The sequence below is a fragment of the Shewanella sp. MF05956 genome, assembly GCF_059758055.1.
Window position 1 is genome coordinate 202,514 of the sequence record NZ_JCAYNV010000007.1, and the last position, 12,994, is coordinate 215,507.

General features: G+C 41.3%; 11 protein-coding genes. 5 read left to right on the forward strand and 6 right to left on the reverse strand.

Annotated features, from left to right (window positions below):
• The first annotated feature begins 30 nt into the window (after window positions 1–30).
• From AC19MX_RS09925 to AC19MX_RS09940, 4 genes are all read left to right on the forward strand, one after another.
• Window positions 31–1,218: a porin family protein gene (locus AC19MX_RS09925; protein WP_498297792.1), complete on the forward strand. Its 1,188-nt coding sequence runs from the start codon at window positions 31–33 to the stop codon at window positions 1,216–1,218.
• 11 nt (window positions 1,219–1,229) lie between these two features.
• Window positions 1,230–1,625 carry a type 2 periplasmic-binding domain-containing protein gene (locus AC19MX_RS09930; RefSeq protein ID WP_498297794.1) on the forward strand — a complete coding sequence of 132 codons (396 nt, stop codon included), beginning with the start codon at window positions 1,230–1,232 and terminating at the stop codon, window positions 1,623–1,625.
• Window positions 1,626–1,853: 228 nt separating this feature from the next.
• Window positions 1,854–4,025 (forward strand): M3 family metallopeptidase, encoded by a 2,172-nt coding sequence (locus tag AC19MX_RS09935; protein WP_498297796.1) that lies wholly within the window; start codon window positions 1,854–1,856, stop codon window positions 4,023–4,025.
• Between the two features lie 429 nt (window positions 4,026–4,454).
• Entirely contained in the window at window positions 4,455–6,551 is a 2,097-nt protein-coding gene (locus AC19MX_RS09940) for a bifunctional 2',3'-cyclic-nucleotide 2'-phosphodiesterase/3'-nucleotidase (RefSeq protein WP_498297798.1), read from the forward strand.
• A 59-nt stretch (window positions 6,552–6,610) separates the two neighbouring features.
• On the opposite strand, the gene AC19MX_RS09945 is transcribed toward AC19MX_RS09940, so the two are convergent.
• Window positions 6,611–7,063, reverse strand: a complete 453-nt coding sequence (locus AC19MX_RS09945; protein WP_432404776.1) for an ATP-binding protein — start codon at window positions 7,061–7,063, stop codon at window positions 6,611–6,613.
• A 13-nt stretch (window positions 7,064–7,076) separates the two neighbouring features.
• Entirely contained in the window at window positions 7,077–7,811 is a 735-nt protein-coding gene (gene cobB, locus AC19MX_RS09950; RefSeq protein WP_432404767.1) for a Sir2 family NAD+-dependent deacetylase, read from the reverse strand.
• A 367-nt stretch (window positions 7,812–8,178) separates the two neighbouring features.
• Between cobB and fur the strand changes: the two genes are divergently transcribed.
• Window positions 8,179–8,610 (forward strand): ferric iron uptake transcriptional regulator, encoded by a 432-nt coding sequence (fur, locus tag AC19MX_RS09955; RefSeq protein WP_432404764.1) that lies wholly within the window; start codon window positions 8,179–8,181, stop codon window positions 8,608–8,610.
• Between the two features lie 77 nt (window positions 8,611–8,687).
• On the opposite strand, the gene AC19MX_RS09960 is transcribed toward fur, so the two are convergent.
• The 4 genes from AC19MX_RS09960 to odhB all read right to left on the reverse strand — a co-directional run bounded on the left by AC19MX_RS09960 (window position 8,688) and on the right by odhB (window position 12,982).
• Window positions 8,688–9,614, reverse strand: a complete 927-nt coding sequence (locus AC19MX_RS09960) for an AEC family transporter (RefSeq protein ID WP_432404761.1) — start codon at window positions 9,612–9,614, stop codon at window positions 8,688–8,690.
• A 66-nt stretch (window positions 9,615–9,680) separates the two neighbouring features.
• Complete coding sequence (gene sucD, locus AC19MX_RS09965) at window positions 9,681–10,553, reverse strand: succinate--CoA ligase subunit alpha (protein WP_432404758.1); 873 nt, start codon at window positions 10,551–10,553, stop codon at window positions 9,681–9,683.
• Window positions 10,553–11,719 (reverse strand): ADP-forming succinate--CoA ligase subunit beta, encoded by a 1,167-nt coding sequence (sucC, locus tag AC19MX_RS09970; RefSeq protein WP_011637796.1) that lies wholly within the window; start codon window positions 11,717–11,719, stop codon window positions 10,553–10,555. Before sucC ends, sucD begins: the two co-directional genes overlap by 1 nt.
• Window positions 11,720–11,794: 75 nt before the next feature.
• Window positions 11,795–12,982, reverse strand: a complete 1,188-nt coding sequence (gene odhB, locus AC19MX_RS09975) for a 2-oxoglutarate dehydrogenase complex dihydrolipoyllysine-residue succinyltransferase (protein ID WP_432404755.1) — start codon at window positions 12,980–12,982, stop codon at window positions 11,795–11,797.
• Window positions 12,983–12,994 lie beyond the last annotated feature (12 nt).

Sequence of the window (12,994 nt, forward strand, 5' to 3'; positions counted from 1 at the left end):
GAATGATGAGTAATAACCAGGAGTGACAACATGAAATTTAATTTGAAAGCGTTGCCTGTCGCAATTTCGATTGCAATGGCGCCGAGTATTGCCCTAGCTGACGACGCAGCAGATGCGAAAATCGCCAAGTTAGAACAGCAAGTTCAAGCGTTACAATCACAGCAAAATGCAAGCCTAAAAGATAAAGTGAAACTTAATGGTTTTATCAGTGGTGCTTATATTAGCTCAGACAATGACGTTGGCTATAACAGTGCTGATTCAAGTGCAAACTTCAGTGAAGACAGCAAAGTGGGCTTACAAGCCACATTCGATATTTCTGACCGCACTCAAGCTGTTTTACAGTTAATGATGCGTGGCGAATATGACTGGGAAGTAGAAGCAGAATGGGCTTATTTAGCACACCGTTTTGAAAATGGCATTAAACTCCGTGGTGGTAAACTGCGCGTACCTTTATTCATGTATTCAGACTACTTAGATGTGGGATATGCACAACCTTTTGCACGCCCACCAGAAGAAGTTTACGGTGCTGTGCCGTTCTCGTCATACACAGGTGCAGGTGCATCATATGATGTCGACTATGATGACTCAACCCTAACAATGCAAATGTTTGGCGGCGAATCGAAAGTTAAAGCTACGGGCACTGATGTCAGTAATTTGATGGGTGCAAACGTCAGCTGGACAGATGAAACGTGGACTTTACGTGCGGTATATGGTCAAGCAAAGTTTGATGGTAGCGTTAAAAGTGAATCAGGCTACACAGTCTTAGAACTCAATGACGACAAAGGTACCTTCGTGGGTGTCGGCGCAAGTTATGATAACGGTGAAGTTATCGCAGTGACAGAATTGACTCGTATTGAAGTTGATGGAGCCTACCCTGATAGTGATTCTGGTTATTTAACATTAGGTTACCGCATTAAAGAGTTTACGCCTTATGTGACTGTCGCCTACTTGAAAACTCAAGACAATGACGAGCGTTTACCACTATCTCAAGCCGCAGCAATTCAAATGGTTGCCTTTAATGCTGAGCGAATGGCATACAGCCTAGGTTTACGTTGGGACGCAATCGATAACGTCGCGGTTAAATTTGACGTCACTTATGCTGATGATTTTGGTGACACCTCTGGTGGTTTCCTTAACAACAGCATGGACACAACAACAGGTAAATTCACTTACGATGACACCTTAATCTACACCGTTAAATTTGACGCAGTATTCTAAGGAGTGTCGAAATGAAAACGTTATTCAGTGTATTAGCACTAAGTTTGTCAGCTATTGTTTCAGCAAACGCTGCCGTAGTGGTTATTGGTAACAGCGCTTCTGGCGATATGTCGGCAAGTGATGCAAAAAAAGCCTTTTTAGGTAAAGGCGATTCATCTGTTGTGGTTTATGAGCTTGAAGAAGGCAACGCTACACGCAGTGCGTTTCACCAAGCCGTTACCGGTAAATCAGATGCTCAGCTTAAAGCATTTTGGTCAAAACAGGTCTTTACCGGTAAAGGTAACCCACCGGCAACGGTGCCTAGCGCAGCTGCAATGAAATCAGCTGTTGCCAGCAATCCTAATGCGATTGGTTATATTGACGAAGCAGATGTTGATGCTACGGTAAAAGTGATTTTAAAACCGTAATCACCGCCTGTTAGTGCATATATCATCGTTATTTAAAAGCCGAGTAACTCACAAGTTATTCGGCTTTTTTGTTACAGACTAAATGTAATCTTTACATTCGCTATAATAATATTTACATCCACATAGGTACAATACGGGTTCAAAAATAACCTACGCTTTGAAATAGAGTGATTAAATGAGCGACATTTTATTACTCATGTTTCAAGTAATAATCGAAAAGGATATCATATGAAGGGATTATCGCTTAAGCCGTTTTTTTCCAGTATGGCCATTGTCTTAGCTCTAAATGCATGCTCAACGTCACCTTCTCAGGCAACGTTAACAGAAGTTCAGATAACCGCAGAACAAATAATACAACAAGACATAAACAATCCTTTTTTTAAACCTTATGACACCCCCTACCAAATACCTGACTACACCAACATTACCTCAGAAGATTATTTACCCGCATTTGAAGCAGGCATAGCAGAGTTACACCAGCAAATCACATCCATTGCCAATAACCCACAACCCCCTACTTTCGCCAATACCATTGAGGCGATAGAGTTCTCTGGAGATTTACTGTCAAAGGTGACACACGTTTTTTTTAACTTAACCAGTGCTGACACAAGTTATGAACTACAAAAAATATCTAAACAGATAGCCCCGAAATTATCGGCATCTAAAGATGATATTTATCTTAATGATTTGCTGTTTCAACGAGTCAAAGCGGTTTATGCGTTACGCGATAATTTATCGCTTAATACCGCACAAACTAAACTTCTACGTGACACTTACCTCGCTTTTACTCGAGGAGGAGCCAACTTATCAGTTGAAGACAAAAACACGTTACGAGAGTTGAATGAAAAAATCAGTAAGCTAAATCTTATTTTCGCTAATAATTTACTTGCAGAAACTAATGATTTTGAACTTGTTATCGAAGAATCAGAACAGTTATCCGGTTTGCCACAAGATGTTATCGATATTGCAGCACGTAAAGCAACTCGTCTAGGCTATCCTGGAAAATGGGTATTCACGACAAACCGCTCTTCCATAACACCATTTTTAACCTATGCCGATAATCGTCAATTACGTGAAACAATATTTAATGCTTACATATCAAAAGCAAATAAAGATAATAAACATGACAATAAAATTGTTTTAGCCAAAATTGCCGCACTACGCTCCGAACTCGCTGAGCTTATGGGTTACAAGAGTTATGCCCATTTTGTCCTTGAAGAACGTACTGCACAAACACCTGAACATGTTTATCACTTACTTGATAAAATTTGGCCTGCTGCGCTAAGCAAAGCAAAAAGTGAAGTCAATGACATGCAGGCTTTAGTCGATACCCAGGGGGCTAATATCACGATACAACCATGGGATTGGTGGTATTACTCTGACAAGATCCGTGTCGCTAAATATAGTTTTAACGAACAACAAACTAAACCTTACTTTTCACTGGAAAACACCATAAAAGGCGTATTCTATACTGCTAATCGTTTATACGGCATCACATTAATCGAGCGTGATGACTTACCGAAATATCATCCAGATGTGCGAACCTGGGAGGTGTACGATAAAGACGGCAGCTTACTGGCAATATTTATGGGTGATTATTTTGTTCGTCAAAGTAAACGCAGCGGTGCATGGATGAACGTGTATCGTCAGCAATATAAGATGAATGGTGTAGAATCCATGCCAATCGTCGTGAATGTTTTAAACTTCCCACGTCCAGCGGGTAAAGAACCAGCACTATTAACCTTTGCCCAAGCGAGTACCCTCTTCCATGAATTTGGTCATGCTCTGCATGGTATGTTGTCTGATGTGACTTATCGTTCACAATCTGGCACCGCTGTACCACGGGATTATGCTGAGTTTCCTTCACAAGTGATGGAAAATTGGATGACTCAACCTGAAGTATTAGCGCAATTTGCCAGGCATTATCAAACCAATGAAGTGATCCCGCAATCTTTGATAGAGAAAATTCAAGCGGCAAGTCAATTCAACCAGGGGTTTTATACTGTTGAGTACATGGCCGCTGCCTATTTAGATCTTGATTGGCATTCGCTTGAAAATAATCAAATTCATGACGCAGCGGAATTCGAAGCGGCCTCATTGAAAAAAATGCATTTAATCAATGAAGTCAGTCCACGATATCGTAGCTCTTATTTCTCTCATATTTTTTCAGGTAGATATTCTGCCGGTTATTACAGCTATTTGTGGTCAGATATCTTAGGCGCTGATGCTTTTGAAGCCTTTAAAGAAAACGGTATTTTTGATCCAATGACAGCACAAAAATTCCGCGACAATATACTCTCAAAAGGAGGGAGTGAAGATCCGATGAAATTATATCGACAATTTAGGGGCAAAGAAGCAGGAATAGACCCCTTATTACGCAGTAGAGGCTTTTTAAAGTAATAAGATCATTAACACTACATTGATAACAACAGCCAAAATTACATTCGCAATGAAATTAATATCATTGCGAATGTAATAACAAAAATAATGAATATATATTCAACGCATCGACAATACTGATTAAATCAATGACAACAAAACTCATTCATATAAAACTATGAATATTAAACACACCTTTCATATTGTTAATATTTCACTTCATTAATCAACTCAGTTAAAAATTAATTTATCACCAATTACGCTTAACATTTGAGCGTTCTCACTTATTAATCAATTTAATTTAGTGTTTCATCACAATTTATTCATTAATTATGCTTATAATCACGGGCGTGTTTTCATTTTATTATCAAAATAGGTAAACGATGTTAACGCTACGTTAGGGGCATATGACAAATTATGCCCCGGGGTCAAATAAACAGAGAGATAATTATGTTAAATAAAAAAGTACTTGCTGTTGTTATCGCTGGCGCAATGGGGCTAGGCGGTTGTAATTCAGATAATAACGATAATAAAGATACAGTGGCTGCAGACATTAAACTGCGCGTAATGGAAACCACTGATTTACATACTAATATGATGGATTACAACTATTACTCTGGTAAAGAAGATAAAACCATTGGTTTAGTGCGTACCGCTAGCTTAATCAATGCTGCACGTGCTGAAGTCACTAACTCAGTATTGGTTGATAACGGCGATTTATTACAAGGCAGCCCTATGGGCGACTATATTGCCAATAAATTCAAAACTGAAAGCAACATGCTTACCGATACTCACCCTGTTTACAAGGCGATGAATACGCTTGACTATGAAGTCGGTAATATCGGTAACCACGAATTTAACTATGGTTTATCATTCCTAGAGCAATCAATAGACGGTGCAAACTTCCCTTATATTAATGCTAACGTTATTTGTGCAGACAAAGACGGTTGTTGGGATGACGTATTATTTAATGAAAACATGTTCACGCCTTATATCATCAAAGAGAAAGTCGTTACTGACGTAGACGGTAATGAGCAAACCATTAAAATTGGTTATATCGGTTTTGTTCCACCACAGATTTTACAATGGGACAAAGCAAACTTAGACGGTAAAGTTGAAGTATTAGGTATTGTTCAAGCGGCCAATAAATTTGTGCCACAAATGAAAGCTGAAGGCGCTGATATTATTTTAGCGATTCCGCACTCTGGTATTGGTTCAAGCGAAAACCCTGGCGATCCATGGGCAGAAAACGCAACATATGCATTAACGAACGTTGATGGTATTGATGCTATTTTCTTTGGTCACAGCCACTCTGTGTTCCCTTCTGCAACCTATAGCGATTTACCAAACACCGATGTCACTAAAGGCTTATTAAACGGCGTACCAGCCGTAATGCCAGGACGTTGGGGTGATAACCTAGGTGTGGTTGATTTAGTCGTACGTCAAGTAGAAGGTAAATGGACTGTTATTCATGAGGAATCAACAGCAAAAGCGCGTCCTATTTACGACAATGCTAATAAAGTTGAATTAGTCACTGGCGAAGCAAGCTTACGCGATGCGATTGAAGTTGAACATAATGGCACTATCGAATATGTCAGCCAACCTATTGGTGTTGCAGCGGCTGACATGTACAGCTTCTTAACCTTAGTACAAGATGATCCAACCGTTCAAATTGTATCAAATGCACAAATTGCACGCGTTAAAGCATTAATCACTGATGATTTAAAAGACTTACCTATCCTATCTGCATCTGCGCCATTTAAAGCCGGTGGACGTTATGCTGAAGGTGATGCAAGCCAATACGTACAAGTTGATGCAGGCGATCTGTCTTACAAAAACGCTGCAGACTTGTATTTATACCCAAATACAATGGTTGCGGTTAAAGCGACCGGTGCTGAGTTAAAAGATTGGCTTGAATGTTCAGCCAACCAATTTAACCAAATTGACCCAACAGTCAGTACACCACAAAACTTGATTAACCGTGCAGGCCACCCAACGTATAACTTCGATGTTATCGATGGCTTAACATACAAAATTGACGTCACTCAGCCAAGTAAGTTTGACCGTAACTGCGCAGTTGTTAATGCTGATGCAAATCGTATTGTAGACTTAGCGTACACTGCGCAAGACGGCACTATGATTACCGGTGACGAATTAGCTGCAATGTCATTTGTTGTGGCATCAAATAACTACCGTGCTTTTGGTGGATCGTTTGCGGGTACCGGTTCTGATCACGTGGTGCTTGAACTGCCTGATACTAACCGTGATGCATTGTCTGCTTATATCACTGAACAATCACAACCTAATGCCACTGGTGGTTATGATGCTATGGTTGACCCATCTGCAGATTACAACTGGGACTTTAAAACAATCGACAATGCTACAGTGGCATTAGACATTCGTTTTGAAACTCAAGACAGTGAAGTTGCTGATAAGTTTGTGACTGAAAATCAACAACGTAAAATGGTTAAATTACCATTAACGGCTGATGTAGTTGCTGGCTTTGCTATCTATAGCATTGACTTAACAACCCCTGTCGCTCAGTAATCCTGACGCTAAAACCCAAAAAAGGCGCTAACAGCGCCTTTTTTATTGCCTCAGAAACCTTATTCTATTTCAAATAAGTGCCCCATTTTCTGAATATGAGCTAACGGCACCTGATGACGATTTCGCTCGGCACATAATTGTTGATGCTGTGCATCTTTGGGTTGACCGACTAAGACGACCCTCACCTGATACCCTAATGCCCTTGCCGCTGCTTCGTAAGCCATAAACTCCCATTTAGCGACATTAGTATTATCGCAGATAACCACAGGTTCACCATGGTACATCGCATTTATAAATGCCGTTAAATTAGCTTGATGATATTGCGCCAATTTGTGCGGATTGAACGTGTATTCGCCATTATGCATAAAATAATCATCGGTTGAAAAATAGCCATATTGCCTAATGTGAAAAGACTGTTCAATGCCTAACGCGCTAATGTATTGCTCCACCCAATAAGATTTACCGCTGCCTGGCAATCCTCGCATAATAATGGCTACGTTAGGATGATTCATAACGGCTGTCACCTTATTCATCGGCGGTGTCACTACCAATCACCTTACCCGCTAAAATCTGTTCAACTAATTGCGGTACAATTTCGCCTGCATTACCCGTTAAATGATATTGAAATTGGCTATGTCTGTCTGCAGCAATAAGGTTTACTTCAACCGTTTGAGCACCATGATGGTTGGCTGAATCAACAAAACCCGCTGCCGGATAAACGGTTCCCGAAGTCCCGATGGCAATAAACAAATCGCAACGGTCTAAGGCATCGTGAATTCTATCCATGCCAAATGGCATTTCACCAAACCACACAATATGTGGACGTAATCGCCGCGCAGGAATACAACAAGTACAGCAATTATCGACACCAAAAGGCTCACGCAATATAAACGTTTGTAAAGATTGCGGGCATCGTCCTTTTGATAGCTCACCATGCATGTGTAACAAGCGGCGTGAACCGGCACGTTCATGCAGATCGTCGACATTTTGGGTGATAACTAGGAGCTCACCATCAAATTCATCTTCAAGTTTTGCCAGCGCAGCATGGGCAGCATTGGGCTCAACATCTCCACCATGCAGTTGCTGCCAGCGAGTATTATAAAAACGCTCGACTAAATCAATGTCACGAGCATAACCCTCTGGAGTGGCAACATCTTCAATATGGTGTTCCTCCCACAAGCCATGTTGATCTCTAAAGGTTTTAATCCCTGACTCAGCTGAAATCCCCGCGCCGGTCAGTACCACAATTTGCCGGTACATGTTAAGTCCCTTATTATTGTTATGACACTATTATTGCTAATGTAACAGTAACACTTTATGGCATCTTATCATGATAAACAGCTAACAATAATTCCACTTAAGTGATGTTTTTATCTGTTAACGCCATCTTATCTTATAGCTTATCTTATCGCTTATAGAGTGCAATAATCCCTTAGTATAAGTAAGTTTATTAAATAGTTTTTAGTGATTTAACGCAAATATTATCAACATTTGTGGCTGTTTTACTAAATAATCTGCATATAAGTTGATTAACCGTGTTAAGAGGTTTATGTTTTTATCTTCAAGACATATAATGGTCAGATTATCCACCGATGAACCGATGGGTTCTGCAATCAAGAGATTAGCAATGACAGATGGAAATCAAGCGCTCAAAAAAGCCGGATTAAAAATAACCCTGCCGCGAGTTAAAATTCTAGAACTGATGCAAGACCCAGGTAACCAACATATCAGTGCTGAAGATTTATATAAAAAACTCCTCGAAATTGGCGAAGAAATTGGCCTAGCTACAGTATACCGAGTCTTAAACCAGTTTGATGATGCCGGTATTTTAAATCGTCATCATTTTGAAAATGGTAAAGCCGTGTTTGAAATGTCGACACAGCAACATCACGACCATTTGGTTTGTTTAACCTGTGATAAAGTGATTGAGTTTTCTGACGATGTCATTGAACGCCGTCAAGATGAAATCGCAATGAGACATAATATTAAGCTGACGCACCATAGTTTGTATCTTTATGGTCACTGCACTAACGACACATGTGATCACGCTGACGAATAGTCGGTTTGTGTTGTAAAAGAACCAGCATTGTTGCTGGTTTTTTATTATCTGAAATTCATGTATTGGTATTACTTCTGCTAAACCAACCACGTTAACCATAAGCTAAAGCTTAATACTGATAACAAAGTCGATAACACTACCGTGCTGCCTAATGTTGCTTGATGTTGCTTAATCTCAGTCGCAATAAGGTAGGCATTGACGCCTAACGGTGAAGCACTTAATAAGACTAACATCATGGTGTTTTGCGCAGGTAACTCAAACACGATAGCCGCCATCACATAAACTAAAGCGGGTAATAATAGTACTTTTAACCCACTCGCTATCAAGGCAAAACGCCAGTTGTCGCCTATCCGATAAAAACTCAGATTAGCGCCTAAAACAAATAATGCGCAGGCCAATGCAGGCTTGGCTAATAATACGAGCCCATCATTAAGTTGTTCGCCTAAATTAAGGCTCAAGCCATTGGCTACAATACCAAGACTAATACTTAGCACAACCGGATTTAATACCATGGAGCGTATAAAATGGCGCCACGAAAAACCTTGCTGCTGAGCACGAGCGGCCAAAGCAAATGTTAACGCAAATAGAAATGCACTGTGGAAAGTAATGATCATAAATATTGACCCAATCATTGCTTTACCTAATGCCGCGGTAATCACCGGCAAACCGACAATCACAGTATTAGAATAACTGCAGCCTAAAGCAAAAACGGCACTGGCATCGCTGCGTTGCAGTGTTTTAGCCGCCAAATATCGATTAATAAGGTAACCAATGGCAAACACTGCCAACACGGGGATATAAAAAGCGAATAAAGAAAATGGATCAATACTTTGTGCTAATGGTGCGGCAAACATATTAATAAATAGAAAAGCGGGTATGCTGACATAAAAAGTAAATTTACTGATCCCTGCAATATGTTCTTTGCTAAAAAAGCCGGCTCGAGTGAGTCCATAACCTAGTGCAACCATAAACATAATCGGAAAAATAATACTGATGATGGGCATCGATAAAAACCTATCTCAAAGGCAATAAAAAAGGCGCCGAGGCGCCTTTTTAAACTGGAGAATAAATTACCAACCAGTACGAGTACGTAAAGCTTTACCAATGTCAGCTAAAGAGCGAACAGTGGTCACGCCTGCAGCTTCAAGAGCAGCAAACTTGTCTTCAGCAGTACCTTTACCGCCAGCGATAATTGCGCCAGCATGGCCCATGCGCTTACCTTCTGGTGCTGTAACACCAGCAATGTAAGATACAACAGGCTTAGTTACGTGTGCTTTGATATAAGCAGCCGCTTCTTCTTCAGCATTACCACCGATTTCACCGATCATAACAATCGCTTCAGTCTGTGGATCGTTTTGGAACATTTCCAATACGTCGATGAAGTTAGTACCAGGAATTGGGTCGCCACCGATACCTACACAAGTAGATTGGCCGAAACCTTCATCAGTCGTTTGCTTAACCGCTTCGTACGTTAATGTACCAGAACGAGAAACAATACCGACTTTTCCAGGTAAGTGAATGTGACCAGGCATAATACCAATCTTACATTCACCAGGAGTGATAACACCTGGGCAGTTTGGACCGATCATGCGAACGCCAGTTTCTTCTAGCTTCACTTTCACTTGTAGCATATCAAGTGTAGGGATGCCTTCAGTGATACAAACGATTAGCTCTAGGCCAGCATCGATTGCTTCAAGGATAGCGTCTTTACAAAATGGTGCTGGTACGTAGATAACAGTTGCAGTTGCACCTGTTGCTGCTACAGCGTCTTTAACAGTGTTAAACACTGGAAGACCTAGGTGAGTTTGACCACCTTTACCAGGAGAAACACCACCAACCATTTGCGTGCCGTAAGCAATCGCCTGTTCAGAGTGGAAAGTACCCTGACCACCAGTGAAACCTTGACAGATTACCTTGGTATCTTTGTTAATTAAAACAGACATTATTTGCCCTCCGCAGCTTTAACAACTTGCTCAGCCGCGTCAGTTAGACTTGTAGCCGCGATGATATCAAGACCAGATTTTGCCAATACTTCACGACCTAATTCGGCGTTAGTACCTTCAAGACGTACAACGACTGGCACTTTAACGCCAACTTCTTTAACCGCACCGATAATACCTTCAGCGATCATATCGCAACGTACGATACCACCGAAGATGTTAACCAATACCGCTTTAACATTGCTGTCAGAAAGAATGATCTTAAAGGCTTCAGCTACACGTTCTTTCGTTGCTCCACCGCCAACGTCTAAGAAGTTAGCAGGCTTGCCGCCGTGTAGGTTTACGATGTCCATTGTGCCCATTGCTAGGCCAGCACCGTTAACCATACAACCTACGTTACCGTCTAAAGCAACATAGTTTAATTCAAATTTAGCAGCGTGCGCTTCACGAGCGTCATCTTGTGATGGATCGTGCATCGCTTTGATTTTTGGCTGACGGAATAATGCGTTGCCATCAATACCAATTTTGCCATCTAAACAGTGAAGATTGCCTTCAGTTGTGATAACAAGTGGGTTGATTTCTAATAACGCAAAATCATGGTCGTTAAACATGTTCGCAAGACCCATAAAGATCTTAGTGAACTGCTTCATTTGAGTTGGGTTTAAACCTAACTTAAAGCCAAGATCACGAGCTTGGAAAGCTTGAGGACCAGTTAACGGATCAATGATAGCTGTGTGGATAAGCTCTGGCGTATGTTCAGCCACAGTTTCAATATCAACACCACCTTCTGTTGATGCCATAAACACAACGCGACGTGTGCTACGGTCAACCACTGCACCTAGGTACAATTCGTTAGCGATGTCAGTACAGCTTTCAACTAGAATTTTAGCAACTGGCTGACCTTTAGCGTCAGTCTGGTACGTTACTAAGTTCTTACCTAACCAGTTTTCAGCGAATGCTCTGATTTCGTCTTTATTGCCGGTCACTTTAACGCCACCCGCTTTACCACGGCCGCCTGCGTGTACTTGACACTTAACAACCCATAAGTTTCCGCCAATGTGGCCAGCCGCTTCTACTGCTTCTTGAGCAGTATCACATGCAAAGCCTTCAGAGACTGGTAAACCATATTCGGCAAATAAAGATTTTGCCTGATACTCATGCAAATTCATGATGATCTATCCATATACTTCTAATCAAATCCAACTGGCTCACCATGAGCCAGCGACGAGGGTTTATCTACTAACTTATAGATCAAGTAGCAGACGAGTTGGATCTTCTAAGAAGTCTTTAATTGCGACTAAGAAGCCAACTGACTCACGACCATCAACAATACGGTGGTCGTAAGAGAGTGCTAGGTACATCATAGGCAGGATTTCAACCTGACCATTGACTGCCATTGGGCGATCTTTAATGGCATGCATGCCTAAGATTGCGCTTTGTGGCAGGTTCAAAATTGGTGTAGACATTAGTGAGCCGAAAACACCACCGTTAGTCACAGTGAAGTTACCGCCAGTCATGTCTGCAACAGAAAGTTTTCCGTCACGGCCTTTAATGGCTAATTCACGTACCGCTTTTTCGATTTCAGCTAAGTTCATGGTATCGGTATCACGCAGAACTGGTGTTACCAATCCGCGAGGTGTTGATACGGCAATGCTGATGTCAAAATAGTTGTGATAAACAATGTCATCACCATCAATAGAGGCATTCACTTCTGGGAAACGTTTTAGCGCTTCTGTCACAGCTTTGATATAGAAAGACATAAAGCCTAAACGAATACCATGGCGTTTTTCGAAAATGTCTTGGTACTGCTTACGAATATCCATGATTGGCTTCATGTTAACTTCGTTAAACGTAGTTAGCATAGCCGTTGAATTTTTCGCTTCTAAAAGACGTTTTGCAATCGTTTTACGAAGACGTGACATTGGAACACGTTTCTCGCTACGACCTTCTAACGGTGCAACCGGTGCCGCTACAGCAGCAGGTTTGCTAGCAGGTGCTGATTTAGCAAATGCTTCAACGTCTTCTTTAGTGATACGCCCACCAACACCAGTGCCTTTAATCTTTGCAGCATCAAGATTATGCTCCGCAATTAAACGACGTACAGATGGGCTTAATGCGTCGCTAGACTCATCACTTGCCGCGTCACTAGCAGGAGCTTGAGCTTCAGCTTTAGTCACTTCTTGACCAGACACAACACCAGCAACAAACTTAGCAATCACTTGCTCGCCTAAAACTGTGTCGCCTTCTTGGAATAACAACTCAGAAATCGAACCGTCTTCTGGTGCTACCACTTCTAACACAACTTTATCAGTCTCGATATCAACTAAGTTTTGATCGCGAGTGACCGCCTCACCAGGTTTTACATGCCAAGTAGCAATTGTTGCATCAGCAACTGATTCTGGTAATACGGGTACCTTAATTTCGATACTCATGGAAAGCTTCCC